The sequence below is a fragment of the Mesorhizobium australicum WSM2073 genome, assembly GCF_000230995.2.
Taxonomy (GTDB): domain Bacteria; phylum Pseudomonadota; class Alphaproteobacteria; order Rhizobiales; family Rhizobiaceae; genus Mesorhizobium; species Mesorhizobium australicum.
Genome location: NC_019973.1, coordinates 753,888 through 780,048, shown reverse-complemented (window position 1 = coordinate 780,048; position 26,161 = coordinate 753,888). Strand labels below are relative to the sequence as shown.

Below are 26,161 nucleotides of genomic sequence, written 5' to 3'. Positions count from 1 at the left end.
AACCGGAGCTGGGCGGAACGCGGCTACGCCGCCTGCGCCATGCGCTCCGAACTCATGCGATAGGAAATCGCTTCGGCCAGATGGATGCGGCCGACACATTCGCTGGCGTCGAGGTCGGCGAGCGTGCGCGCCACTTTGAGCACCCGGTGGTAGGCCCGCGCCGAAAAGGCGAGTTTTTCGCTGGCATCCTTGAGCAGCGACAGGCCTGCGGCGTCCGGCATGGCGATCGTCTCGATGACGGCAGGAGAACAATGCGCGTTGGTGGTGGCGCTGTTGACGCCGAGCCGCTCGAAACGCTCGCGCTGGATGGTGCGGGCACGCGCCACGCGCGACGCCACGTCGGCGCTCTTTTCCGCTCGATCCGGCCGGATCAGGTCGCTGGCCGAGACCGCCGGCACTTCGATCCTGAGATCGATGCGGTCGAGCAGCGGACCTGAAATGCGCGCCTGGTAATCGGTGCGGCAACGATCGCCGCGCAGGCAGCGATAACCCGGTTCGCCGGCCATGCCGCAGCGGCACGGGTTCATCGCCGCCACCAGCTGGATGCGGGCCGGATAGGTGACGCGATGGTTGGCCCGTGCGATCATGCAGTCGCCGGTTTCAAGCGGCTGGCGCAGCGCATCGAGCGTCTGCGGCGTGAATTCGGGGAACTCGTCGAGGAACAGCACGCCGTGATGAGCGAGCGACACCTCGCCCGGCCGCGCGCGCAGGCCGCCGCCCACCATCGCCGCCATCGAGGCCGAATGGTGCGGGGCGCGGAACGGCCGCCGGTCGGTCAGCTTGCCTTCGCCGAGCTCGCCAGCCACCGAGGCGATCATCGAGACTTCGAGCAGTTCCTTCGGCGCCAGTGGCGGCAGGATCGACGGCAGGCGCTGCGCTAGCATCGATTTGCCTGAGCCTGGCGGACCGATCATCAGCATGCTATGGACAGAGGACCCCCACCTATATAAGGCCCTCGACATGATCAAGCACACCCCTCGCGCCAACCTTGCCAACCGCCCCAAAGCTTACTCCTACGTCCGCTTCTCAACCCCGGAGCAAGCCAAGGGGGATAGCTTCCGACGACAAACCGAGGCGGCAGAGAAGTATGCTGCGCTGCATGGCTTTGAGATGGACACCAAGTTCACCTTCCACGACTTGGGGAAGTCCGCCTACCGGGGTGGCAATGTGGCAGACGGTATGCTGGGCGAGTTCCTCTCGTATGTGAAATCCGGGGACGTGCCCCAAGGATCATACCTTCTGGTGGAGAACTTGGACCGGGTATCCAGAGAGGCACCGCGCAAGGCGCTTCGAACGTTGGAAGACATCGTCGATGCGGGGGTGAATGTCGTCACGCTTAGCGACGGCAGAACGTACACCCAGGAAACGCTCAACCAAGACACTATGATGCTGTTCGCGTCGATCATGTACTTTGCAAGGGCGAACGAAGAGAGCGCGACCAAGGCACGGCGACTGCGCGATGCATGGGGAAACAAACGGAAGAATGCGGCCATCAAGCCGTTGTCAGCGCTGTGCCCCGGATGGATGCGCCTGAGGGACGACCGAACAGGCTTTGACCTGATACCGGAGCGGGCCGATGTCGTGCGCAGGGTGTTTGACATGACGCTGGCGGGCAAGGGCCAGCATACGATTGCCGAGACCTTCAACAAGGAAGGCGTCCCGGTGTTTGGTCGGGGTAGCCACTGGCACCGGACATACATCAAGAAGATGCTCTCCGACGCCTCGACCATCGGAGCGTTCACCCCTCACCGCGTCGAGACGGTCGGTGCGAAGAGACAGCGTATTCCGACCGAGACCGTGGAGGGGTATTTCCCGGCGGTGGTGGACCGTGAGGTGTTCGAGAGGGTCAATGCCCTTTCCAGCGGGCGAGCCGTCCGAGAGAGCAACAGCGGGGGGCCAGCAAACATCCTCGCGGGGCTCGCTAAGTGCCCTGGCTGTGGCTCCACCATGACCCGTGTGAACAAGGGCGGCAAGAAGGGCGGCAGGCCCTACTTGGTTTGCACCACGGCGAAGGCCAAGGGCGGATGTGACTATCGCCACAAGGTTCGGATCGACGGTATCGAGGCGGCAATCATCGGGAACGCTGGATGGCTAAATGCGTCGCTGCCGGCGACCGACGAGGCGTTGCAGAGCGAATGGGAGAGGGCGACCGCCGCCGACATGGCAGTGGGCGATGAGATTGAACTGCTCGTTGGAGCCATCACGAAGTTGGGGGAGCAGTCATCACGGGCGCTGCTTGACAAGCTCCGCCAAAACGAAGCGGCGAGGGAGGGTATCCAGCGCACCATCGCGGACCTTGAGCGGCGCATAGCTGACACCCTTACAAACCGCGTCCAGGTGACTGCAGCGCAGTTTGTCGACGCGGCTGAAGCCGAGCAACGAGACATCGCGCTGATCAACGCCACTCTGAGGCAGCTCTTCACCAATGTTGAGGTGGACTGGCTGAGCGGACGTCTCCGGTTCCATTGGAAGCATGCCCCGGGGGAAACGACCGGGATCACGTATGCGTGGGCCAAAGAGGACGCTTGAGTTAGGGAAGCTGGGGCGTCTCCGGGAAATCCCTGTCGTGCTGTCCCCCGATGTAGCAGCAATAGCGACCCTTGAAGCCGATCTCGCTCAACAAAATCCGCGTGACGAGTTCGCGCACCAGAATGATCCGGTCCCAGATGTCAATCTCGTCAGGCAACACACCCGTATGGACGAGCGTGTTCCGTAGCTTCACCAGCGACACAATCTCATCCATACCGAAGTCTTGCCGTGACATCCCGTAGTGATCGAACAAGGCATCGATTTTGGCCGACAACGGCTTCTGGTTGATGCCCTTGATACGCTCAGTGAAGATTTCCTTTTGGTCGCCGGTAAGACCGTCCTCCTTATCGACCACTTCCACAAGCTTATCGCGGAGAGCGTTGAACTCGGATTTGGGGACTGTGCTTCCTTTCTTTGCAGGCAGGACGGTTTCGATGATCGTTTCCAGCGCGGTCATTGCGGTCAGGAACCGAACCTCGTTGACGGTCGTGCCGGTCTGCATCCATCGTAGACCTATCCAAATAACTTCAGGAACTGGACCTTCCTCGAAGTAGCGCCGGACCAATGCCGCAATGAAGGGGTCATGGTTCAAGAAGTGTTGTACCGAGAACTCCTGTTGATAGCCGACACCGCTGAAGAACGTGGTATTGAAGGTCTTGCCTTCGACGTAGTCCAGTCTGGGCGTCTGGAGGCGCGCGCCGTGAGCAAACGCGAGACCCTGATGCATGTGACGAAGGAACTGATCTGCTTCGGCAACCCAATTTGACCCAGGCGCCTCGATGGGTGCCATGAGCGTCACACACCCCGACATCTCGTCGGCGCGTGAGCCGTCAGAGGAACCCCAGACAGCCAACGTCCCCAGAGGCGTTTTGGTAGGGGAGTTCCTGAAGGATGAGAACCCACGAAACCAGAGCCTCAGCATGGGCTTAGGTGCCGCATCCTTCATGACTTGCGAGACCGTCGCAGTCAGGTAGTTCACTTCTATGAAATGGCCATCATCGTTCACCCGGTATCCCGTCAGGGACAAAGTGTCGGAGGTAATGCGGTCCCCCGACTTGGTGTATGCATCGAGGCTCAGGCGCTCGCTTGGCTGTCCTGCTTTACCCATGGTCTGCGCGAGAATTAGGAAGCTTCGCCCATTCAAAGCGTCGAACTTGAACCGGAGCCTGCAATCCGCTCTTGCGGAGAGGGAGAACCGGACATCGACCGCCTGCCCATTGGCCGCAAGCTTACCGCGATAACGCCTCTTCCTCAGGACCGTCCGGTCAGCTCGTCGTTTCGGCTTGAAGGATGGTTGTGCGATTTTGCCCATGATTTGTGTTGCTCTCAGGATGCACACCACGGCCGAGGCGTTGGCGGGCAGCTTGTAGCGCCACAGATGAACGGTACAGCCAACCCCTCCGACATCAGCACGTCACCCACGTCCTGCCCGTTGGAGAACAGCGAGCCGCAACTTCGCCCATAGTTACAGCGGTCGGTGCCCTCAGTGCCAGTTGCGCAGGAACACGGGATCATCTGCAGTTCGAGCTTGGCGGACGCCACCAGCTCTGTGAGGCGCGCCTTCGCTCTCTGGCCAAGGTCTGCCTCAACAGCGCACCTCGGCTCGATGCTCTCCGGCGCATTGAAGCCTACCAGCCGGGTTCCTTTCGCGGAGCCGTCGAGGCGGATGGTGTCGCCGTCCGTAATGGTGAACTCCGTTCTGGCAAGCGGCACCCTGTCTCCTGTGCCTGATCTCGCGAAGGACGGCATCGTGGGCCAAGAGATGTGTCCGCCCTTCTCGACGTATGAATAGATCAGTGACCCGACGACCAGCGCCAGGGCAAAGCCGAAGGCTCTGGTGAACCTCGCCGCAAAGTACCGAGCCTCGCGAGCGAGTGGGCTTCGCGACCGTCGAGGTCGCCAGTGCGGCGACGACGAGGGCCTATTCGGGCGCGCATGCCTCGGCTCGTTAGTGCTTGGCGGTGCGGGGCCTATGATCTCATAGAGCTTTGCCCACTGCTTTGCGCTCAGCCGGGTGCGTGGACCGTACTTCGCCAGCCGCGCGTGCATGTCGAGGAGGAATTGCCGTTGCCATTGGCTCACTCGGCCGCGAACCAGTGCAGCCTCGATACGGGACTTCAGGTCGTCCTCGGGCTCCATTTCGTTTGCCCACCCCCTGCCGCCACAATACTGGGTAGCCGGCTATGTGTGAACAAGATGCTCAGCCGAACATGCGGTTGGCGTCAAAGTCCAGTTTCGCTGCCTTCATTTCCTGAACGAGTTTTGACTTCCACCCCTCCGAGGGGTCCAGGTCAATGTACAGAACGCCATAGAGGTCAGACGGTATTTCAACGCTGCCTTTGCGGAGCAGGCATACCCGTCCACGGCCGAGGTGTCCGGCAAAATAACCAAGCTCAAAGATCACGTTCTGACGGGCCCGCTGGTTCTGTTCAGTCGCGGCCTTCGCTGCACCGACGTCGTCGGGCGTAAGCAGCACCAATGCAAACCCTACCTCACCGGCGATGTCTTCGTACTTCTCGATGATCGTTCGCCCTTGGTTGGGCTGCTCTCGCAGGACAATCGGCTCCAGTTTGAGCCTCTCAAGAAACCTTGCGAGGCCATGAAGAGCGTCATCATCGTGACCGTGAACGATGAAGACCTTGTTTGAGCCCGCCCCAGTCAATCGCGCCTCCCGGCCGTTATGAGCTGCCGGCAACACCAACCGGACGCTGCCGTCGTCCCCGCCTTCCACGTAGGACTTGTAGTCACGCAAGAACGGGATCAGCAGTTGCCGCACTACTGAGTGGACAGCGTCGCTGAGTTTGTTGCCAGAGTGATAGTAGCTATGGCCGAAGGTGAGCATCAACTCGGGCTTCTCGGCGAACCTCAAGATCATCAGTAGCGTCAGACCAAGCGCCTCTCGGGGGTCGTCTGGCCAATCGAAGGTATCGGAGCCGACGAGGCCCCCGCGCGTCGTTTGGGCCCCAAGGAACTTGTCGAGATCGAGGCCTTCGGTCAGTTTGGCGTTGACCTCGGCAAGGTCGGGATTTTGCAACAGGCGGGCCAGTGTCTTGAGGGGCCGTTGGTATGTTTGAAACTGTGATGACTGGAGATCAAGCAGCGCGTTTTTCATCTCCTTGAAGAGGTCAGTCGCCATCGACTTCTCCGCCGGTCCCAAGTCTTGCTTCAGCGGCACGGTCCAAGATCCCCTGCCTGTATTGCTCCTTCATTCCTTCGATCAGAGGTGCAATCACGGGGTTCGTCTCATAGCGACCAAGTCGCTGGTCAATCATTGTCTCGACGGCCTGTATCGCGGCTTCAATACTCGCCGGGTCTTGCGGATCGAAGCTCACGGTCCCCAGTTCGCCGTCGACTTCCTTGAGAGCCCTTTGAGCTTGCTCAAGGGTCTTGGTCAGCTTGTCGAGCCCTGTTATTTTGATCATCGTACCCCCTCCGAATTAGCAATGTCGCATACCAACGCTCAAGACAGAAGCAGAGACCCGCTGAACTGTCAGGCGCGACAGCTCGTTAACTCGCTTGCCCGCACTCGTAGAAGAACCTCCGACCCTTCCGGTCCACAAGCTGCCACGGCTTTGCCTGGTTTGGCGTCTCCCAAGACCCTGGCATCTGAACCTTGTTCGTGTGGCTGCCCGGCAGCAAGCTGACGAGGACCTCGAGTGTTTGGGGGGTAGGCTCTTGTGGGTCGCATTTGACGCAGGCTGCAGCTCCCTTGCACCACGCCGCGACGATGTCGGACTTGTTGCCGCTGGCCGGGCCAAAACGAAGGTTATTCAGAACCTCGTTATTGCTGCCCGGCATCAGTGTCAGCTTTAGGCCAACTTGCCCCGAAGCAGACCAGTGATCTGCAACCTCGCCAAGCGGGGCCGCTGGTTGGCTCGCGGTGGCCAACCGCACATCTTTGATGAACACATGAAGGCACTGGATGAAAGTATCCAACTGCTCATTGGTCGGCCTTTTGGTCGTCTCCTCGGCGTCTACATCCACTGTGGCGGTTTTGGTGTCGGGCTCGTATTTGAAGTGGAGGCCTGCCTGCCGATCTGCTGGAATTAGGGCGTAACAGGCCAGGACCCGGTCATCGACGGGTGCTTTGGGTTGAACGGTGCGGTAGTCCACCGCAATGATCACCCCTGCTGCAATCAAGGCCAACACGATCAAACCCACCAACTGCTGGAGGCCAGACATCACTTAGCCCCGCAGCCCGGCGCCAGAGCCGCAGGGCTCCAGTTGGCCTTGAACATCACCCAAAGTCCGTTCTTATTCACTTCGACGCAGCCCGGCGAAACAGTGAGGCCTTGGTCACTAAGTATGACGAGGCTCTTAATGTCCCCCGGGGGCAGTGCCTTCACTGCAGAGAACTCTTTGGCCGTCTCGCCGCTGAAGGCCTGTTTGAGGGCATCTTTGCCCACGTCGCTGACCAGCGTTGCCACCTCTCCGAGAGCCTGTGTATCGATGGTCCCAGGATGGGACTGAGCTTGGGCAGCAGCAGCAACCGCGAGATACACGAGCAGCACCTCGACGGTTTGACCTTTTGAACTGGCCGTATACATGGCATCGACGCTGTTCTCGCCGGCAGGCGGCAAAGACAAAGGAGTTTTGCTGGCTGATTTCAGGAGATCGAACGCACGCTGCTCGGCCTCAGGCGGAAAGATGTTAAAGTCGATCGTACACTGACCCGAGGCTTCAGCCGCCGAACAACTGCTGTCTCCCCTGCCGTCGGCCGTAACGGTTGGGCAGGAACAGTTATTCTCCGCGCGAACCGGATCAGAAAAAAGCAGCAGCGCAATAGCCCAAAGCAGTATCAGTTTCTTGGTCATTGTTCGGCCCCGCCAAAGCGCAACAGTAGTAGCAAGTTTGTACGACGGATCAACTGCACAATGAACAGTCTGGGGCAACTCTTAGGCGATGTGCCCTCTGGTGATCCTGCGTTTCGTTTTGGGAGTGGTCAACATCGAGATAAGGTCGGCCGCGTAGAGCTGCGTCAGGTCAGCCGCAGGGTGACCTCCATGTTCATCCGGCCGGTCGGAGTTAAGGTCCCAGACCCTCCACCCGCCTTTTGTTTGCCATCGGGCTCGATTTGGGAGGTCGAAATGTTTGGCGCAAACTTTCGAGCGGGGGATCGAATGAACGGCACGCGGAATGATCCCCCCGTACCCCTGCCCACCTGGGTCGAGGGCTTGTCGGAGTTGCCGACTATGGGACACAATGGTCCCGGGAGATGCGGGGGTGGGAATGCTGTACGGACAGTGGCAGGGGAGTTTCCAAGGCACAAACAGCGGCGAGGTGGTGTTCGATGCCGATAGGCAAGGCCAGCGCGTCGTGGGTTCGGCCTATGCCTACGACGCTTCCGGCCTACCGGGAGTTCTGGTGAGGTTCGACCTTCCCGGCAACGTCGCTCGGCAAACGGCTACCCTTCCGGTCGAGCTACTCCATCCCACCGAGGCGCGCTTGATGCCCTTGGCAGAGGCAACCGCGCGTTTCCCCGGGGTCACCTTCCCCGCGACTGTGCAAATGACCCTGCAGGCTGGGCAGCGCACCTTGAACATCACCTGGACCTCCAGTGCGGGAACGCAAGGAACAGCCACCCTATGGCCCAGCAAGGCCGCCAAGCCCTCGACCTATAAGGGCGAACGAGGCATCAGGACCTGGGCGCAGTTCAAGAAGTTCGCGACCAACCTTGAGCCCGATCGGTTCATTTTTCGTGGTCAGAGCATGGGGCATAGGCTCAGGACGGCGTTTCACAGAACTCGGCGCAAGGACCTTTTGCTTTACCTCTTCAAGGACGTCCCGATGCTTCACCGTGTTCTGACCGCTCAGACGCGGCACTTGTTCGATCTCAACGACCCGCGCCAGATGGGGGCGTTTCTCAACCTTGCCCAGCACCACGGATTTCCAACACCTCTCTTGGACTGGTCCCATTCGCCATTTGTTGCCGCGTATTTTGCCTTCACGGGCGATCCGCGTCCCAGCGCAGACAGCCGCAAGGTTCGCATCCTGATGTTCGACCGCAGAGAGTGGGCAGCCCGCTATCCGCAACTTCAGTACCTGACGCTGTGTAGACCGCATTTTTCCCTTCTTGAGGCGCTGGCGATCGAGAACGAGCGGGCCATACCCCAACAGTCGCTCTCGACTGTGACGAACGTCGACGACATCGAGACGTACATCCGAGCCAGAGAGGCGGACACTGGCTATCGTTTCCTGCGGGTGTTTGATCTGCTGAGGTCTGAACGCGAAACCGTCGAGCGGGAGCTTCGCCTCATGGGTATTACTGCCGCGTCGATGTTCCCGGGTCTTGAAGGGGCCTGTACAGAACTGAAGCGGCGACTTTTCAACTGACGCCCTCACGACTGGTTCTCTCAGGTGTGCCCTTTCCGAACCGGATCGAGGCTGGTTCGATAAATGCCCCTTGACCAGTCATACCGAACCATCTATTAGCGAACCAGTCAAACCGAACTGGAGGGCACCATGACATTCATTCGAGCCTACCTCAGGGCCTCGACTAAGGAACAGGACGCGGGGCGCGCCCGAGGAGACCTGGAGGCGTTCTGCAAGGAGCGAGGGCTGACCCTCGCGGCCACCTACGAGGAGAACGAGAGCGGCGCATCATTGCACAGGCCGGAGCTGTTTCGGTTGCTGAGGGACAGCAAGCCCGGCGACATTCTGCTCACCGAACAGGTCGACCGGCTGAGCCGCCTGTCTGACAAGGACTGGGACCAACTCAAGCGAGAGATCAAGGACCGAGAGGTGAAGGTCGTGGCGCTGGACTTGCCGACCTCGCACATGATGATGAAGAGCGAGGACGCATTCACCGGGCGCATGTTCGACGCGATCAACGGGATGCTGCTCGACATGCTCGCCGCCATCGCCCGGAAGGACTATGACGACCGACGCCGCAGGCAGGCTCAAGGGATCGCCAAGGCGAAGGCCGAGGGGCGCATGAAGGGTCGCCCCGAGGACGCAGAGCGCAACCAGGCCATCTTGGAAATGCTGCGGAAAGGGCAGAGCTGGAACACCATAGTGAGGGCGACCAACTGTTCCCGGTCGACGCTTGCAAAGCTGGCTAAGCGCCTCGTCCCTCTCGACGAGCCCGAGGGCCGTGCGTCATGAGGCTCGACAGCGTCAAGAAGTACCTCCGACACCAGAGCATCATGCAGCGGAAGAGTACGTTCTCCAATGCCTTCGCTTCCGCCCTGGCGCCGTATGACGAGTTCTCGCGAGAAGAGGTTGCAGCCGCCCTTCGCGACCTCGGTCAGGACCCTGATGGCGACTTGGTCTGCGCGTACTGTGGGCACACGGCCCAAACATGGGATCATGTGTTCAACCGTGTGATCGCTGGAGAGTTCTCAGGGCACGGGCACCGGATAAGGAACCTCGTCCCATGTTGCCGCACCTGCAACGAGAGGAAGGGACAGAAGCCATGGCGCGACTGGCTGCGATTGCTGGCGCCGCCTGACGAGCATGAGCGGGTGGCCAACTTCGAGAGGTTCCTCAGCATGGCAGACCCCGCGCCAATTACCTCTGACGACATGAGGCACCACACGCACGCCGAGCTAAGTCGATTTCTTGAAATCCGCTCCGAGGTGTTCAAGCTGATGAGAGAGGCTGACGACCTCGCCGCTATCATCCGCAGCCGCGCTTCGACACGCAAACAGAATGACTGGATTGGCCCCGACGCTGATGGACCATCATTTGTTGTTTGAGGCTCGCGTCGTTCCCTGATAGATGCCCGCCTCCCCGTCAGTGCGGGGTGGCCAGTTTGACCGTGTTTGGAAGTGAATGGATCAGCGTATTACAGTCGGCGGATCGGAAGACGAGGACGTTGGACGCGACCGCCCATTCAATCCCCACCGTTTTGCCGCCTCGGAGAACTCCAAGGGCATCGTCAGGGAAGCCATAGGGCTCCTCTCTACCTACGAGGATCGTTTCGGCCTCAGGCGCAACAAGAGGCGCCCCAGAGACCAAGAGACGTTCGAGCAAACGGTCGAGGCCATACTGTCGGACCTCATCCATGGGCAACTGGTCGGCGGATCAGGCATCTTCGTCACCCGCTCCAACCGTGTTCTCGGGGCGAAGAGCCGCTATCGGCCTGCCGTCTACAGCAAAGCGTTTCCGGCCATCCTCGACCTCTTGTCGAAGCCGGAGATGGCATACGTCGAGCAAGACATCGCCGCCGACGTTCAGGGCGCATCCCGGTCCACTGTCATCCGGCCGGGACAGCGGCTCCTCGACCGCATCGCCGAACACGAGGTCGACCTTGACGATCTGGATACGCACCAGACCGGCGAGACCATCATTCTGAAGAGGTTGAAGGACCGCGCCGATTTCTGGGACGACGGCGAGCGTCTCGACTACCCGGACGATGGTGCGACCGACGGCTACCGGACGCAGATGGCCGAGATCAACCAGTGGCTCCATGAAGCCGACCTCAAGTTCGACTGGATTGGCATCGCATGGCCTCACACGCCCATCGCCCTGCGGGACCGAAGACTGCGGCGGGTGTTCACACAAGGTCGCTTTGACAGGGGCGGCAGGCTGTTCGGCGGGTTCTGGCAACAACTTCGCAAAGATGAGAGACAGACCGGCCTGCGCATCAGCGGCGAGAAGGCCGTCGAGTTGGACTACGGTCAGGCTGGCGCTCGCATCCTCTACGGTATGGCAGGGCACAAGCCGACCTCGGACGACCTCTACCACCTGTGGGGCTACGTTCAGCAGCGCGACGGGATCAAGCGTGTCATGAGTGCGATGATCTTCGCCGAGAAGCCTCTTGAAAGGTTCCCCCAGGACACACGCAAGCTGTTTCGCCGGGGTGACAAGATCGCCGAGGTGGTCGCGGCCATCGAGCAGAAGCACGAACTGATCAGGGATCGCTTTCATCGCGGACTTGGTCACGACGTCCAGTTCATCGAAAGCCAGATCATGGTGGAGGTGTTGCGGATCATGAAGGCCAGAGGGATCACAGCGTTACCGATCCATGACGCCGTGATGGTCCCTGCGTCCGCCGCTGCGACGGCGAGGGAGGTGATGCTCTCCGTGTTCCGGCGGATGACAGGTGTCGAAGGGATTGTCACCCAGTCAGGGGGCGAGGCCCTATGACCAATCGCCCCTACATCCTGAGGGCTATCGCTACATTCAGTCCCTTACACCCATGTCCATTTAGGTATCTATCCTGTCCATGATCTCCCTCCATTCTCCATCATGTGAACCCTCACTGTCCCATAGGTATTCACCCGGGGCTCCCCTCAGGGGGACCCGAGATTGACTGCGAAGCTGATCCGCAAGCGTGAACGCAGGGCCGAGGTCAAATCCCGTGCTTCAGAACCCAGCGCGATGTTCACCCGATGCCGTGTGGTCGGGTGCGGCAGGCCGGCCCGCGCGGGCACAGGAGACGGACTGGACACGCGGTTCTGCCGCTCCCATGCCGATCACTACGCGCGTCACGGGAGCCCCTATAAGACGTCCTACGGAGCTCGAGAGATCAACCCTTACCGGGACGCTGCACTGTCATGGATCGAAGCGAACCTGAGAGACCCCTACGTCGCCAATGCGGTCGACCGCGTGGCCACCTTGATGCAGACCTCAGGGCCGCATGTGGAGGCGTTCAGGCTTCGCGGGCTGTCTCCTCAGGACCGCGCCAAGGCCGCTTGGGCGAGGCTCCGAAAGGCCGCAGTGGACCCTCGTAGGGTGGTGGCGGCTTGGCTCGCGATCGAGATGATTGTTCGGGACGACCCCCAAGCGGACCTAAAGGCGGAGTTCAAGCGCGTTCAGGCTGCGAAGCTGGTTCATCGCATAGCTTCAGGGACGCACAAGAGGTGGGGAGACGGTTCCGGCGCGACCGAGCTTCACGTCTACCCGAGGTCACGCGGCCGTGTCCTGAGGCACGTTGGCGAGGCGATAGAGCGCGCTGTCGAATTAATCGTTGATAGGCATGAGTTGCCGAACGTACTGCAAAGCGACTTACCAGCACTGAAGGACGTCAAGCGTAATGAGCCATCATCTCACCAACCGCGCAATCACAAGCGTTCGCCTTGATGGCCTCATACTGGACCCAGCAACACAAATCAGCACGAACACGAAAGCTGGGGACGTCAAGGACTACACGGAAAAAATGAAGCTGGGGTCGAGTTCCTCCGGTCACCATTGCGCGGGTGGACCCAACGGATGAAACCAAGGGCTTTATCTTGATTGACGGATGGCACCGTGCCGAGCCAGTCAGGACCTCGGGCTCACCACGATCACCGCTAAGGTGACGCCTGGGCGGACCCTGCAAGATACCGCTGGATCGCCTCTGAGGCGAACCGACGCATGGCATCCGACTGGCTCGAGAGGACCGGCGTCAGGTCTTTCGGGCCTACGTTCAAGCAGGGGAGCATCGGTACAGGAACCGGGGCAAAAGAAACAAATCTGCCCGAAAGATGGCCCGAGACCTGCAAGGCATCATCTCCGATCGGCGTATCCCAGAATGGATGAGGCAGGACTTCGGTCCATCGCGCCCCCGGGGAGTTTCGCATGGCCTTGGATAGTTCGCGTGCCAAGTTCGCACAGGGGTTCTCTTGCAAGTTTCTTCCTATAAGCTAATGCGTCAGATTTGGGGGAAGCGAACATGCCAAACGTCTTTATTAGTTGGTCAGGTCCAAAGAGCCATCTTATCGCCAAAGCACTCTACACATGGCTTCCTGTCGTCTTGCAGAGTGTGAGGCCATTCATTTCATCGGAGGACCTAAAGAAGGGTGGGCGTTGGCAAGCCGATTTGACCGATGAACTTGCAAAGGACAGTTTTGGTATTCTATGCCTAACTCCGTCCAACCTGCTTGCCCCATGGATCTTATTCGAGGCTGGAGCGCTTTCTAAATCGGTCGGAGATGCCCAAGTCGCACCCTTCCTTGTAGGCGTCAAACCCTCCGAACTTCCGCCACCGCTTACGCAGTTCAACGCGGTCACTGCCGAAATAAGCGATTTCAAGCGGCTACTCAGAGACATCAACGAGCGCGTAGGAAATGAGGCTGTTCCAGTTGATCGCATTGAGAAATCTATAGACGGTCTCTGGCCCAGCATCGAGCAAGAATTGAAAGCAGGTATTGAGGAGACAACAAAGGTACCTGCTGCTAAAGGGACTGCTGGCGGCATTGAGGCTTTTGATGCAATTCTTCAAGAACTTCTTGTGTTAAATCGAAACCAAACAAAGCTGCTTTCGCAACCAGAAGAGCTTTTGCCAGTCTCTTACCTACGGCGGACATTGGCCAATGAAAGAAACTTTCCAGATCGAGATCATAGAGTGTGGGAAGACTTATTTGAGTGTGCCGTGGAGTTACAAACTCTGACGCAGAAGCACCCCGAGATTGAAGGACTTGATCCTGTGGCGGATCGTCTTAGGAGGGTCGCTGAGTACCTTGGGGGAGAACTCAATTTAGGACGTGGGCGCGTCTTAAGAAATAGATTACGCCAGCTTGAGGCCCGAAACTCTCCAGATAGCCCCGAGGGCGGAAAGGATGCCAACTGAAGGCCACGCTCCAACAACTGATCCAGCTTCTGAAGTGGGGGTCTTTCGTACATAGCATGAGCAGATTGTGTCCGCCGGCGGCCGCCACTTCCAGCGCCCGCTTCGCCGTCTCCTGGCCCTTGATGTCGGCAAGGTCGGGCAGGTCGCGCGCCGCCGCGCGGATGCCGGCCTCCGGGCGCGACAGCACCTGTGTGCCGCGGAAATGATTGGCGATCGCAATCAGGCTGCGCGGCGCGAGAATGTCGAATTCCCGCCCCGCCCAGGCCGCTTCCGGCCCGCAAGCGAAGGGACAGATCAGCCCTTTGCCTTCGGCATTGGCGCCGATCGCCGCCGGCAAGGCACCGGCAACGGCGGTGATCGTACCGTCGAGCGACAGCTCGCCCAGCACGACATAGCCAGCCAGCATGTCGCCCGGAATGGCGCCAAGGGCTGCCATCAAGCCGAGCGCGATCGGCAGATCGTAGTGGCTGCCTTCCTTCGGCAGATCGGCGGGCGCCAGGTTGACGGTCACCTTCTTCGACGGCATCGACAGGCCCGACGCATGCAAGGCCGCCTGCACCCGCTCGCGGCTTTCCGCCACCGCTTTGTCTGGCAGGCCGACGATATGCATGTTGACCTTGCCGGGCGCGATCATCACCTGCACGTCGACCGGCACTGCCTCGATGCCCTGGAAAGCGACCGTACGAACCCGCGCCACCATTGTCTGCCCCCGCTGCCGGCTCGCCCTTGCCCCTTAACGGGCCGCGAGCGACGTCAACGCAAGACAACCACAGATTTCAGCCCAGGGCAAGAACATTACAGGAACAAGTGAGGTGAGCGCATGGAGCGGCTACTGGCCGGTGCATTCCGAAAGCCGCCGCAACACGCCTAAGATCAAGCTGTTCCGGGATTGGGTCCTGGCCCAGACGGCTGACCTCAGGGAGCGCGAACAGCGCCGGCTTTGAGGCGCCACCCTTGATCAAATCGGGAACATTGGCGCAACCGGCAGCCGCACAGGTTGCGCGCCGGTTGTACCCGGCTGCAAAAGCGGAACATGGTTAACACAAACTGAAAACAAATTATGTCCGCTTCCCCTCCACCGCGTCCCAGAACAGGCTGGCGATGTCGGCGCCGCCGAAGCGCTTGACCTCGCGCACGCCGGTCGGCGAGGTGACGTTGATCTCGGTCATGTAGTCGCCGATGACGTCGATGCCGACCAGGATGAAGCCGCGCTCTTTCAGCGACGGCCCGATGCGGGCACAGATCTCGCGCTCGCGTGTCGTCAACTCGGTCTTCTCGGCGCGGCCGCCGACATGCATGTTGGAGCGGGAGTCGTGCTCGGCCGGCACCCGGTTGATGGCGCCGACCGGCTCGCCGTCGATCAGAATGATGCGTTTGTCCCCCTTGCGTACATCCTTCAGGTAACGCTGCACGATATAGGGCTCGCGAAACATCTGGCCGAACATTTCGAGCAGCGAGGCGAGATTGCGGTCGGCTTCCAGCATGTGGAAGATGCCGGCGCCGCCATTGCCGTAGAGCGGCTTGACGATGATGTCGCCGAATTCCTTGCGGAAGGCGGCGACTTCGAGCGGATCCTTGGTGATCAGCGTGTCCGGCATCAGGTCCGGGAACTCGGTGACGAAAATCTTTTCCGGGCTGTTGCGCACCCAGGCCGGGTCGTTGACGACCAGCGTCTTTGGATGGATGCGCTCGAGGATGTGGGTCGTGGTGATGTAGTTCATGTCGAAGGGCGGGTCCTGGCGCAGCAGGACGACGTCCATTTCGGACAAGTCGGTGCGCACCTTTTCGCCCAGCGAATAGTGGCTGCCCTTTTCGTCGCGCACCGTCATCTCCTCGACGCGGGCAAACACCTTGCCGTCGCGCATCGACAGCCGGTCGGGCGTGTAGTGGAACAGCTGGTGACCGCGCCGCTGCGCCTCCAGCGACAGGGCGAACGAGGTGTCGCCGGCGATCGACACGGTGGAGACATGGTCCATCTGGACGGCGATTTTCAACTTCATGGCAGGTCCCCAGCATAGTCGACGCAAGCGATATAAGCGTCGCGGCGCGTTCTGCCAATCGCGACCTTTTGAACATTGGGATCAGCAAGGCGCGCCTGCCGGTTGCAGACAAGGCGAGGACTGACATCATCGCTTTCTTAAGCCTTGCCGTGCGACGGTAGGCTCCGAATGCAGCCGGCCGACCTGACGCAGCGCCGGGCACCCGATGGAACGACGATCATGAACGCGCTCACTGCCGTCCGCGCAGCCTCGGCCCAGCAGCTCGAACTCACCATCCTGATGCCATGCCTCAACGAGGCCGAGACGCTCGCCGTCTGCATCGGCAAGGCCAAGGCCTTTCTCGACCAATCCGGCATAGCGGGCGAGGTGCTGATATCAGACAATGGCAGCACCGACGGCTCGCGGGAGATCGCAGCCCAGGGCGGCGCCCGTGTCGTGCCGGTAGCGCAGAAGGGCTATGGCGCGGCCCTTCTGGGCGGCATCGCCGCCGCCAGGGGCCGCTTCATCATCATGGGCGACGCCGATGACAGCTATGATTTCGCTGCGCTCGATGCTTTCGTGACCCGGCTGCGCGGCGGCGCCGACCTGGTCATGGGCAACCGCTTCCGCGGCGGCATAGAGGCTGGCGCCATGCCGCCCCTGCATCGCTATCTCGGCAATCCGGTGCTGAGCTTCGTCGGCCGCCTGTTCTTCCGCATCAAGACCGGCGACTTCCACTGCGGCCTGCGCGGCTTCAACGCCGACAGCATCAGGAAGCTCGATCTGCAGACCACCGGGATGGAATTCGCCAGCGAAATGGTGGTGCGCAGCGCGCTTGCCGGGCTGCGCATCGAGGAAGTGCCGACCACGCTCAAGCCCGACGGCCGCAGCAGGCCGCCGCATCTCAGGACCTGGCGCGACGGCTGGCGGCATCTCAAATTCCTGCTGGTCTACAATCCGCGCTGGATGTTCTTCATTCCAGGGGCGGTGCTTTCCGGCCTCGGCACGCTGTTCGCGGCGCTGCTGGTGTTCGGCCCCTTGCGGGTGGTCGACAATCTTTCGCTCGATCTCAACACCTTCGTCGCCGCCTGTTTCATGATCGTCACCGGCATCCAGCTCATCACCTTCGGTGCCATTTCGCGATACTATGCCGAAATCACCGGCATCCTGCCGCCAAGCCGCGGGTCGGACTGGCTGACCAGGACCATCAGCACCGACCGTCTCGCCGCCAATGCCGGCATCTGCTTTGCCGCCGGCTTCCTGTTCTTCCTCTATGCCGTGGCGCGCTGGGCCCATCTCGGCTTCGGTCCGCTGAACGATTCCGAAATTCCGCGCATCGTCGTGCTGGGCTTGAGCCTGATCGTCATTTCGTTCCAGGTCTTCTTTTCGGCATTCCTGCTCGGTGTCCTGGAGATCCCTGTCAAGCGGCTGAAGGCCGGGCTGTCGCGGGAAGCGACGGCACGCGATCAGCAATGACCGACGTGCTGCCGGCGCTTGTCCAGGCGCGCCCGTTCCGCTTCATGGTGGTGGGCATCGGTGCGGCGGGATCGTTTTTCGCGCTCTCGTGGCTGCTGGTTTCGCTGGGCGTTCCGCCGTTCGCCGGCAGTGCCGTCGCTTATGCGACGGCGTTCGTCGTTGCCTATCGGGCGCAGCGGGGCTGGACGTTCGGTGCGGAACACGATCACAAGGTCGCGTTCCCGCGCTATCTTGCCCTGCAAGCCGGATGCGCCGCTCTTGCCTGCCTCGTCTCGCAGGTGGCGGTGACGCGTTTCGGCCTGTCGCCCGTCGCGATGTCGGCGCTGACGGTCGTGACAAGCACCATCAGTTATCTGGTTTCGAGGCTTTGGGTGTTTCCGGCGCGCGGCCACGGCTATCCCGGCAAAATGACCGCTGGACATGCCGCGACGCCTTCCAAGGACACCGCCCGTCCCTCCTGGCGGGCGGACATGCTGGCGGCGCTGCTCGCGGCCCTGGTGCCGCTCACGGTCTATGCCGTGACCGGATTTCCGCAACTGGCCAACCCGGCGGGCGACAATGACAGCCTGCTGCAACTGGTCGAGGTCCGCGATCTTCTGGCCGGCCAGGGCTGGTTCGACCTGCACCAGTACAGGATGGGACTGGACGGCGGCTTCGTCATGCATTGGTCGCGGCTGCTCGACGCGCCGCTGGCCCTTGGCGTCCTTGCCGTATCGGCCCTGACGGGCAACGTCGCCCTGGCTGAACAGATCGTGCAGGTGGCCTGGCCTGCCCTGCTGTTCTGGCTGGCGGTCTTCTTCCTCATCCGCGCCGCGCGCGCTTTCGCCGGCGGCCACGCTGTCCTGCCCGCCGCCGTCGTCGGTGGCGCCGCGCTCTACTACCTCGGCATTTTCTCCCCAGGTTCGCTGGATCATCACAATGTGCAGCTGACGCTGATCCTGGCGAGCCTTGCCTTGCTGCTCGAGGCTCCCTTGCTGCGGCCGGCCGCCTTGCTTTCGGGCATCTGCGCCACGCTGAGCGTGGCCATCGGCATGGAAAGCGCTCCCTACGCCGGAACCCTTGGCGCCGCTGTCGCGCTGCTGTTCCTTGGCAATGGTGCTCGGGAAAGGCTGACCGCGAGGGACTTTGGCCTGGGCGCCGCCGCTGTTTCGGCTCTCGTCTTCGTCGCCACCGTCCCGGCATCCGCATGGACCCAGGCACAGTGCGACACATTTTCGATTGTGCAGTTCGCCGTCGCCGGACTTGCCGGCGCGGGGCTGGCGGCCATCGCCTCGTGGAAGGCCGCCAGTGCCACCGTCGCCGGCCGCCTGGCCTCGCTCGGCCTGCTTGGGCTAGCCCTTGCGGCTGTGGTTGTATTCCTATTCCCGCAATGCCTGGCCTCGCCCTATGCCAACCTCGATCCGCGCCTGAAGGAGATGTGGCTCAGCCATATCGACGAGGCGCAGCCGCTGTTCCAGATCGTCACCAATGATCCGGCCAGAGCGGTGGCACGGTTTGCCACGCCGTTGGTGGCCATCATCCTGATGGCGCTCCGCGTCGGCCATGGCTGGCGTCGGCAGGACAGCCTTGTCGGCTCGCTGCTGGTTATGGCGTTCCTGGTCAGCGCCTGGGAAGTTCGCGGCTCGACCTTCTCCATCGCCTTCGCGGTGATCCCGCTTGCGGCATGGATCGCCTGCTGGCGGCAGCGTGCGCAAACCAGTCCGTCCAACAGCGCCGCACTCAGGATGGCCGCGGCCTGGCTGATATCGGTAAATGCAATCTGGGCAGGCGCTGCCGGGGCGGCGTCGAGTGCTTTCCAAACCGACGCGGCTGCCACCGGTGCCAATGCCGCAGACACGGCTTGCCTCGGCAAGGCATCGTTCGCGGCGCTCAGCCGGATGCCGGCCACAACCGTGCTTTCGCTCTCGAATCTTGGCTCGCCGATACTGGCCTTTACTGGTCACCGCGTGCTGGCCGGACTCTACCACCGCAACGTCGCCGGAAATCTGGTCGCGCTTGATGCCTTGCTGGGCTCGGATGCCGATGCCAGAACCGTTGTCGAAAGGCATCATGTCGGCCTTGTCGCACTCTGCCGTGGCAATGCGGAAAGCCGCCTGCTCATGGCCAGGGCACCGGACGGTTTCCTGGCCAGGTTGATGAGCGGGGACGTGCCGGTCTGGCTGGAGCCGGTGGCGGAGACCAAGGGAAGACCCTTGGAACTGTATCGCGTCAAGCCAAACGGCTGAAAATCCAAGCGCTTGACGGATCTTGTAGCCGGCTTCACGAAGCTATCCGGCTTACGGTTTGGGCACCGCTCGCGGCGAAAGCCGGACCCCTTTTCGGGATCATGCTCCGGCCACAAAAATCGGTCCGTGGGATACGTTTCCTAAAGGGTTTGCTGCCAGTCTGGAAAATAAATTCCGACGACAAAAGCAGGGACGAACAGGGACACCGATGCAAACTCCGTTTGGCACCGGTCAGGCAAACAGGGAAAGCACGGATCTGGCGTTCACCGATCCGTTGACCGGGCTTGGCAATCATCGCCGCTTCTTCGACAAGGTCGACCGCCTGATCAGCGACCGTTCCGACGATCCCGCACCCTTCACCGTCGGCATTCTCGACCTCGATGGTTTCAAGCCGATCAACGACCTGTTCGGCCACAAGGCCGGCGACGACATCCTGATCCAGGTGGCGATGCGGCTGCGCGCCTCGATGGACGGCCATTCGACGGTCTGCCGCATCGGCGCCGACGAATTCGCCTTCCTCTACCCGCTGGTGTTCTCGGAGGAGGCGGCGGCGGAAAAATCCCGCATGCTGATCGAGATCCTGTCGGCGCCCTACGATGTCGGCGAACGCACCGCCAGGCTCTCGGCCTCGGTCGGCTGCTCATTGTTCTATTCCGGCGACGAGACCACCGAGATCCTCATCAACAAGGCCGAAACGGCGCTCTACCATGCCAAGCGTTCCGGCCGCGGCCGCGTCGTCGTCTACACCCGCGAGATGGAGGAGGCCGCCAAGCGCGTCACCCGCATCGAGCAGGCGCTGCGCCGCGCCGTCTCGGCCGGCGAGGTGGAGCCGCATTTCCAGCCGATCGTCGATCTCACCACGCGCCGCACCATCGGCTTCGAGACTCTGGCGCGCTGGACAGACCGCGACCTCGGCGCGGTGCCGCCGACCGTCTTCATCCCCATCGCCGAGGAGCGCGGCATCATCGGCCCGTTGTCGCAGCTTGTGCTGCGCAAGGCCACGGAGGCCGCCAGGAGCTGGCCGAAAGACCTGTTCCTGTCCTTCAACCTGTCGCCCTCGCAGCTCGTCGACCAGAACACCGGCTTGCACATATTGGCGATCCTCGACCGTACCGGCTTCGACCCGCGCCGGCTGGAGATCGAGATCACCGAGACCGGCCTGATGAACGACCCGGCCTCGGCCGCGCAGATCGTCGAGGATCTGCGCCGCGTCGGCATTCGTGTCTCGCTCGACGATTTCGGCACCGGCCAGTCCTCGCTCGGCCGCCTGCGCGAATTCCATTTCGACAAGCTCAAGATCGACCGCGCCTTCGTCTCCTCCATTCTCGACGACCGGCCGTCCGAACACATCATCCGCGCCATCCTCGCCATGTGCGAAGGGCTTGGCATGGACGTGGTCGCCGAAGGCATCGAAGAGGAGGCGCAGGCCGATCGCCTGGTCCAGTTCGGTTGCGCCGGCGGGCAGGGCTATCTGTTCGGCAAGCCGGCCGATGCCGACGCGACATTGGGCTACCTCCGTGATTCCTTCCGTGGCGCCTTGCGCGCCAAGGCGATCTGAGCGGCAGGTTTCGGCCCTGCCCGCGATGCGGCGATGCCGCTTGGCGGGTCGCGCAGGGGCGCGATCGCCTTTTTGTCAGACATAAGCCCCGAAATCGGTCTTTTCGCCCTTGCCCGCCGGACGTGTCTGGCTAGGATGCGCGCCGGTTGACCCGGGAGACGAAAAATCATGATGCCATCGGCGCGTTTTGCCGACCTCGAAGGCGCTTCGGTGCTGATCACCGGCGGCGGCTCCGGCATCGGCGCGGCATTGACCGAAGGGTTCATGCGCCAGGGCGCCAAGGTCGCCTTCATCGACATCGCCGACAAGCCCAGCATCGCACTCGCCGACCGTATCGAGGAAGAGCTCGGCCGTCGGCCGCTCTATCTCAGGACCGATCTGCGCGATATCGAAGCACTGCGGGCGTCCGCCGCGAAGGCGGCCGAAGCGCATGGCGACGTCACCGTGCTGGTCAACAACGCCGCCTGGGACGAACGTCACGCCGTCGAAGACGTGACGGTGGAGTTCTGGGACAATAACCAGGCGATCAACCTGCGGCCGCATTTCTTCACCGCGCAGGCGGTGGCGCCGGGCATGAAGCGCGCCGGCGGCGGCTCAATCATCAATTTCACCTCGACGTCCTATCTGATCAATCATCCCGACCTGCCGGCCTACACCGCCGCCAAGGCCGGCATCCTCGGCCTCACCAAGGGGTTGGCCGGCAAGCTCGGGCCCGACCGCATCCGCGTCAATGCCATCGCGCCCGGCTGGGTGATCACCGAGCGGCAGAAGCAGCTCTGGGTCACTGAACAGGCGCTTGCCGCCCATGTCGCCAAGCAGTGCATCAGGGACGTCATGCGGCCGGACGACATGGTCGGCACGGTGCTGTTCCTGGCCTCGGATGCCTCGCGCATGCTGACCGCGCAGATGCTGATCGTCGATGGAGGTTTCCTGTGAGCCCGGGGTTTGCCAGCAGCGTGCCGGCAGTCGCGGCGCTCGATTGGGGCACGACCCGGCTTCGGGCCTGGCTGATCGACGGCGGCGGCAAGGTGCTTGCCGAGCGGCGCGGCGACGATGGCCTGATCACCGCGCGCGAAAAGGGCTTCGCCAACGTTCTGGAGGGCCATCTGGCAGCGATGGGCGCGCCGGAGGAATTGCCAGTCATCATCTGCGGCATGGCCGGCTCCCGCCAGGGCTGGCTGGAGGCGCCCTATGTCGGCGTTCCGTCGCCGCTCGGTGCCATTCTCGGCGGCGCCGCTAGGGTGCCCGGGCAGAAGCGCGACATCCGAATCGTTCCCGGCCTTGCCCAGCGCCTGGCCGACGCGCCCGATGTCATGCGCGGCGAGGAGACGCAGCTTGCCGGCGCCGGCCTGCCGGCCAAGGGCCGCGAACTGGTCTGCATGCCCGGCACGCATTCGAAATGGGTGCTGGTCGAGGACGGCGCCGTCGCCGGCTTCGGTACCTGGCCGACGGGCGAGCTGTTTTCCGTGCTTGCCGCGCACTCGATCCTGCGCCATTCGCTGGGTGAACATCCAAGCCCGGTTGCTCCAGACAATCCGTTCTTCCGCCGCTGGTGCGAAACAGCGCTAGGCGATGGCGGCGATGTCACCTCTCGGCTGTTTGCCATCCGCGCCGCCGGCCTGCTCCAGGATCTCCAGGCCGATAATGCCGCCGCCTGCCTGTCCGGCTTGCTGATCGGCGGCGAGATCGCGTCGGCCCGGCGCCGGCATGGCGCCGGCGCGACATCGGTCGTGCTGGTTGCCTCGGGCGCGCTGGCCGGGCTCTACCAGGCCGCCCTCGGCCTTGCCGGGCTTGGTGTGCGGACAGTCGACGCGGACGAGGCTGTACGCGCCGGTCTCATCGAGGCCGCGCGGGAGAATGGCATGATTGCCAGAAGTGGAGCCGCCATATGACCGAGACCGCACCCTTTCCAAAACTCAAGCGCGGTCTGGTCGCCATCCTGCGCGGCCTCAAGGCAAGCGAGGCGATCGCCATCGGCCAGGCATTGTTCGATGCCGGCATCGAGGCTATCGAGGTGCCGCTCAATTCGCCCCAGCCGTTTTCGTCGATCGCCAGGCTTGTTCAAGTGCTGCCGAAGACAGCTTTGGTCGGCGCCGGCACGGTGCTGACCGCGGCCGACGTCGATAGTCTTCACGCGGCCGGCGGACGACTGCTGGTCAGCCCCAACATCGATGCCGAGGTGATGGGCCGCGCCGCGCATTACGGCATGGTCACCATGCCCGGCGTGTTCACCCCCACCGAGGCCTTCCAGGCGATCCGGCTCGGCGCCTCGGCGCTGAAATTCTTCCCCGCCAGCGTGCTCGGCGCATCGGGCATTTCCGCGGTCCGGGCGGTGCTGCCGGCGCAGACGCTGGTCGGCGCGGTCGGTGGCGTTTCGGAGAAGGACTTTGCCGGCTACAAGGCTGTTGGCGTCACGGTCTTCGGGCTCGGCTCCAGCCTGTTCAAGCCAGGCATGAGCGTCGATGATGTGTCGGCGCGCGCCTACGCAGCCGTCACTGCCTGGGACGCGGTATTCGGAGAAGCATGATGAGTGAACCGATCGTTTCCGTCTTTTCCGATCATGTCTGCCAACTCGGCGAAGGGCCAAGTTACGATCCCGGCACGGATGCGCTGTTCTGGTTCGACATCGTCAATAGCCAGCTCCTGGAAAAGCCCTTGGCCGGCGGTGCGCTGAAAATCCACGAGCTTGGCCAGATGGCAAGCGCGATCGCCATCATCGATGACAAGCGACAGCTGATCGCCACCGAAACCGGGCTTTTTGTCCGCGACGTCGCCACCGGCGGAATGACGCTGCACACCGCCATCGAGGCCGACAACCCGGTCACCCGATCCAACGATTCCCGCGTCCATCCCTGCGGTGCCTTGTGGGTCGGTACCATGGGCAAGGGCGAGGAGAAGGGCGCGGGCTCGATCTACTGGTTTTTCAAAGGCGAACTGCGCCGCCTGTTTTCGGATATCACCGTCTCGAACTCGATCTGCTTTTCATCAGACGGCGCGCTTGCTTACTACACCGACACCTCGACCGGATTGCTGATGCGCGTTGCCTGCGATCCGGCGACCGGCCTGCCCGTCGGCGAGCCGAAGATCTTCGTCGATCACCGCTCGGCCAAGGGCTATATCGACGGTTCTGTGCTCGACCGCGACGGCATCCTGTGGAACGCCGTCTGGGGTGGCAGCGTCATCGAGGCCTATGGGCCGGACGGCGAGCTCGTCCGCACGGTCGCCATGCCGGTGACGCAGCCATCCTGCCCGGCCTTCGTCGGCAGGAATGCCGATCGGCTGGCCGTGACCTCGGCCTGGTCGGGCAAGAATGAAAAGCAGCGTCTGCTCGACCTGCAGGGCGGCATGACCTTCATGCTCGACATTCCTGTCAATGGCCGCCTGGAACCCCGCGTCCTGATCGCCTGACATTGCCGGACGCGAGCCCCGAGGCCTTGGTCTCAATCCTGGCGCTGTCACGCAGGCGTCCGGCGCGCGTCGATTTCGCGAAAGCCGATCGTGCGAGCCGTGCGATGGTAGGTCATCGCACCGTCGGGAAACTGCCACATCATGCCAACGCACAAGCCGAAACTGATCCTTGTCCACGAGCCCGAAAAGGCTTGTTTCGACCGCTTGCTCGCCGACGGTCATGCATCGCGGCGTGCCGCCGAAATCTCGTCCTATCTGGCGCAGTCGACCGATCTCGCTCTCGAATTCGATGCACTGGCCGCCGCCTGCGAGGCGCGCGGCCTGTCCTTTGTGCCGGTGGTGCTCGACGATGCGGCCAAGGTGCTCAACGGTGAGGATCCGCGGACCACACTGGTCTGGACGCTGACCGACGGCGTTGCCTATTTCCGTGGCGGCGCGGCACCCGCTTTGGCAAGACTGAGCGGTTTCAACACTATCGGAGCCGACGATTCGCTGTTCGCGCTCTGCCAGGACAAGTTCCGCTCCGGCGCCGTGCTTGGCGCGCTCGGCCTGCCGGTGCCGCAGGCCGGTCTCGCCCGGGATGGCAAATGGCTGGTCGAGGCGCCGGCCTCCTCCGCCGGCTGGTTCGTCAAGCCCAACCGGCTCGGCGCCAAGATCGGCATCTGGCCGGATTCGCGCGTAACCGATCTCGCTCACGCGCTGGAGCTTAGCCGGCGTGTTTTCGCCTGTTATCGCGACGATGTCGTCGTCCAGCCCTATGTCGCCGGGCGCAACGTCCGCGCCAGCTTCCTTGGGCTGATGCCGGATACCGGCGTCGAAGCGCTCGGCGTCGCCTTTGTCGAGTCGGGCGCCGATTTCCAGACCATGGAAGACAGTTTGGCGCTCTATGGCGAGACCGGCGAGGCGGCGAAGGCTGCCGGGCAATACGCCGAACCCGAACTCACTGCGGTCGCGGACAGCCAGCCGGTGGCCGATGCGAGGATCAGGGGGATCGCCGAACGGCTCATCATCGGGCTCGGCCTGCGCGATGTGTTTTCCATCGATCTCAGGGTGGAGGCCGACGACACGGCTCACCTCATCGAGTTCGAGGTCTGTCCTGGCCTGCCTTGCTTCGATTTTCGCGACTATTGCCGCCGGCAATGGGGGCTGAGCCTTGCCGACGCCATGGCCGAGACGGCAGCCACTCGGCTTTCCGCGCGGATCTAAATCCCTTCGACCAGCACGATCTCGCCGTCGGCGACCTTCTGGCGGATGGCCACCGCGCGCTGATATTCCGGCGAGTGGTAGCAGTCATGCGCGATCGCAAGCGATTCGAATTCGATGATCACGTTGCGGGCGCGGCCAGGCCCTTCGGCCAGCTCATGGGCTCCGCCGCGCGCCAGGAATTTCGCGCCAAAACGGTCGAAGGCGAGCTTCGAAGCGGCGATATACGCCCTGTAGCCTTCGGCATCGTACACATCGACGCGGGCGATCCAGTATCCCTTCGGCATTG

The 26,161-nt window shown here is 62.3% G+C and carries 23 protein-coding genes and 2 pseudogenes; 15 read left to right on the top strand and 10 right to left on the bottom strand.

Annotated features, from left to right (window positions below; genetic code table 11):
- Positions 1 to 23 precede the first annotated feature (23 nt).
- Positions 24 to 956: pseudogene (locus MESAU_RS03610) on the bottom strand (YifB family Mg chelatase-like AAA ATPase); the annotation flags it as partial.
- Positions 957 to 960: 4 nt separating this feature from the next.
- On the opposite strand from MESAU_RS03610, the gene MESAU_RS03605 reads away from it, so the two are divergent.
- A complete protein-coding gene (locus MESAU_RS03605; RefSeq protein ID WP_157163620.1) occupies positions 961 to 2,529 on the top strand; it encodes a recombinase family protein in 1,569 nt (522 codons plus the stop codon).
- Position 2,530: 1 nt separating this feature from the next.
- Here the strand turns inward: MESAU_RS03605 and MESAU_RS03600 are convergent, their stop codons facing one another.
- The 6 genes from MESAU_RS03600 to MESAU_RS03575 all read right to left on the bottom strand — a co-directional run bounded on the left by MESAU_RS03600 (position 2,531) and on the right by MESAU_RS03575 (position 7,343).
- Positions 2,531 to 3,841 carry a HEPN domain-containing protein gene (locus MESAU_RS03600; RefSeq protein ID WP_015314691.1) on the bottom strand — a complete coding sequence of 437 codons (1,311 nt, stop codon included), beginning with the start codon at positions 3,839 to 3,841 and terminating at the stop codon, positions 2,531 to 2,533.
- Between the two features lie 14 nt (positions 3,842 to 3,855).
- Positions 3,856 to 4,668, bottom strand: a complete 813-nt coding sequence (locus tag MESAU_RS03595; protein WP_015314690.1) for a thermonuclease family protein — start codon at positions 4,666 to 4,668, stop codon at positions 3,856 to 3,858.
- A gap of 61 nt (positions 4,669 to 4,729) precedes the next feature.
- Positions 4,730 to 5,665, bottom strand: coding sequence for a TIR domain-containing protein (locus MESAU_RS03590; RefSeq protein ID WP_015314689.1), 936 nt, complete (start codon positions 5,663 to 5,665; stop codon positions 4,730 to 4,732).
- A complete protein-coding gene (locus MESAU_RS03585; protein WP_015314688.1) occupies positions 5,655 to 5,951 on the bottom strand; it encodes a hypothetical protein in 297 nt (98 codons plus the stop codon). The genes MESAU_RS03590 and MESAU_RS03585 overlap by 11 nt, the downstream gene beginning before the upstream one ends.
- An 85-nt stretch (positions 5,952 to 6,036) precedes the next feature.
- Positions 6,037 to 6,711 carry a hypothetical protein gene (locus MESAU_RS03580; protein WP_015314687.1) on the bottom strand — a complete coding sequence of 225 codons (675 nt, stop codon included), beginning with the start codon at positions 6,709 to 6,711 and terminating at the stop codon, positions 6,037 to 6,039.
- Positions 6,711 to 7,343, bottom strand: coding sequence for a hypothetical protein (locus MESAU_RS03575; protein WP_015314686.1), 633 nt, complete (start codon positions 7,341 to 7,343; stop codon positions 6,711 to 6,713). The genes MESAU_RS03580 and MESAU_RS03575 overlap by 1 nt, the downstream gene beginning before the upstream one ends.
- 415 nt (positions 7,344 to 7,758) lie before the next feature.
- On the opposite strand from MESAU_RS03575, the gene MESAU_RS03570 reads away from it, so the two are divergent.
- The 5 genes from MESAU_RS03570 to MESAU_RS29810 all read left to right on the top strand — a co-directional run bounded on the left by MESAU_RS03570 (position 7,759) and on the right by MESAU_RS29810 (position 14,023).
- Entirely contained in the window at positions 7,759 to 8,862 is a 1,104-nt protein-coding gene (locus MESAU_RS03570) for an FRG domain-containing protein (protein WP_015314685.1), read from the top strand.
- A 129-nt stretch (positions 8,863 to 8,991) separates the two neighbouring features.
- Positions 8,992 to 9,633, top strand: a complete 642-nt coding sequence (locus MESAU_RS03565) for a recombinase family protein (RefSeq protein WP_015314684.1) — start codon at positions 8,992 to 8,994, stop codon at positions 9,631 to 9,633.
- Positions 9,630 to 10,226: an HNH endonuclease gene (locus MESAU_RS29570; RefSeq protein WP_015314683.1), complete on the top strand. Its 597-nt coding sequence runs from the start codon at positions 9,630 to 9,632 to the stop codon at positions 10,224 to 10,226. The genes MESAU_RS03565 and MESAU_RS29570 overlap by 4 nt, the downstream gene beginning before the upstream one ends.
- A gap of 76 nt (positions 10,227 to 10,302) precedes the next feature.
- A complete protein-coding gene (locus MESAU_RS03555) occupies positions 10,303 to 11,619 on the top strand; it encodes a hypothetical protein (RefSeq protein ID WP_015314682.1) in 1,317 nt (438 codons plus the stop codon).
- Positions 11,620 to 13,126: 1,507 nt separating this feature from the next.
- Positions 13,127 to 14,023 carry a toll/interleukin-1 receptor domain-containing protein gene (locus MESAU_RS29810; RefSeq protein WP_015314680.1) on the top strand — a complete coding sequence of 299 codons (897 nt, stop codon included), beginning with the start codon at positions 13,127 to 13,129 and terminating at the stop codon, positions 14,021 to 14,023.
- Positions 14,024 to 14,075: 52 nt separating this feature from the next.
- On the opposite strand, the pseudogene MESAU_RS03545 reads toward MESAU_RS29810, so the two are convergent.
- A pseudogene (locus tag MESAU_RS03545) lies at positions 14,076 to 14,723 on the bottom strand (magnesium chelatase domain-containing protein); the annotation flags it as partial.
- Positions 14,724 to 14,835: 112 nt separating this feature from the next.
- Between MESAU_RS03545 and MESAU_RS32170 the strand changes: the two are divergent.
- Positions 14,836 to 14,967 carry a hypothetical protein gene (locus MESAU_RS32170; RefSeq protein ID WP_280739566.1) on the top strand — a complete coding sequence of 44 codons (132 nt, stop codon included), beginning with the start codon at positions 14,836 to 14,838 and terminating at the stop codon, positions 14,965 to 14,967.
- Positions 14,968 to 15,081: 114 nt separating this feature from the next.
- On the opposite strand, the gene gshB is transcribed toward MESAU_RS32170, so the two are convergent.
- On the bottom strand, positions 15,082 to 16,023 hold the full coding sequence (gshB, locus tag MESAU_RS03540) for a glutathione synthase (RefSeq protein WP_015314678.1): 942 nt from the start codon (positions 16,021 to 16,023) through the stop codon (positions 15,082 to 15,084).
- A gap of 219 nt (positions 16,024 to 16,242) precedes the next feature.
- Between gshB and MESAU_RS03535 the strand changes: the two genes are divergently transcribed.
- The 8 genes from MESAU_RS03535 to MESAU_RS03500 all read left to right on the top strand — a co-directional run bounded on the left by MESAU_RS03535 (position 16,243) and on the right by MESAU_RS03500 (position 25,875).
- A complete protein-coding gene (locus MESAU_RS03535; RefSeq protein ID WP_051041327.1) occupies positions 16,243 to 17,478 on the top strand; it encodes a glycosyltransferase family 2 protein in 1,236 nt (411 codons plus the stop codon).
- Positions 17,475 to 19,703: a GtrA family protein gene (locus tag MESAU_RS03530; RefSeq protein WP_015314676.1), complete on the top strand. Its 2,229-nt coding sequence runs from the start codon at positions 17,475 to 17,477 to the stop codon at positions 19,701 to 19,703. Before MESAU_RS03535 ends, MESAU_RS03530 begins: the two co-directional genes overlap by 4 nt.
- A gap of 208 nt (positions 19,704 to 19,911) precedes the next feature.
- Complete coding sequence (locus MESAU_RS03525; RefSeq protein ID WP_015314675.1) at positions 19,912 to 21,261, top strand: putative bifunctional diguanylate cyclase/phosphodiesterase; 1,350 nt, start codon at positions 19,912 to 19,914, stop codon at positions 21,259 to 21,261.
- A gap of 168 nt (positions 21,262 to 21,429) precedes the next feature.
- On the top strand, positions 21,430 to 22,197 hold the full coding sequence (locus MESAU_RS03520) for an SDR family NAD(P)-dependent oxidoreductase (RefSeq protein ID WP_015314674.1): 768 nt from the start codon (positions 21,430 to 21,432) through the stop codon (positions 22,195 to 22,197).
- On the top strand, positions 22,194 to 23,153 hold the full coding sequence (locus tag MESAU_RS03515; RefSeq protein WP_015314673.1) for a 2-dehydro-3-deoxygalactonokinase: 960 nt from the start codon (positions 22,194 to 22,196) through the stop codon (positions 23,151 to 23,153). Before MESAU_RS03520 ends, MESAU_RS03515 begins: the two co-directional genes overlap by 4 nt.
- Positions 23,150 to 23,788: a 2-dehydro-3-deoxy-6-phosphogalactonate aldolase gene (locus MESAU_RS03510; protein WP_015314672.1), complete on the top strand. Its 639-nt coding sequence runs from the start codon at positions 23,150 to 23,152 to the stop codon at positions 23,786 to 23,788. Before MESAU_RS03515 ends, MESAU_RS03510 begins: the two co-directional genes overlap by 4 nt.
- A complete protein-coding gene (locus tag MESAU_RS03505; protein ID WP_015314671.1) occupies positions 23,788 to 24,669 on the top strand; it encodes an SMP-30/gluconolactonase/LRE family protein in 882 nt (293 codons plus the stop codon). Before MESAU_RS03510 ends, MESAU_RS03505 begins: the two co-directional genes overlap by 1 nt.
- A gap of 141 nt (positions 24,670 to 24,810) precedes the next feature.
- Positions 24,811 to 25,875 carry a D-alanine--D-alanine ligase family protein gene (locus MESAU_RS03500; RefSeq protein WP_015314670.1) on the top strand — a complete coding sequence of 355 codons (1,065 nt, stop codon included), beginning with the start codon at positions 24,811 to 24,813 and terminating at the stop codon, positions 25,873 to 25,875.
- On the opposite strand, the gene MESAU_RS03495 is transcribed toward MESAU_RS03500, so the two are convergent.
- Positions 25,872 to 26,159 carry a DUF1330 domain-containing protein gene (locus MESAU_RS03495; RefSeq protein ID WP_015314669.1) on the bottom strand — a complete coding sequence of 96 codons (288 nt, stop codon included), beginning with the start codon at positions 26,157 to 26,159 and terminating at the stop codon, positions 25,872 to 25,874. The two genes, MESAU_RS03500 and MESAU_RS03495, sit on opposite strands and share 4 nt — an antisense overlap.
- Positions 26,160 to 26,161: the final 2 nt, after the last annotated feature.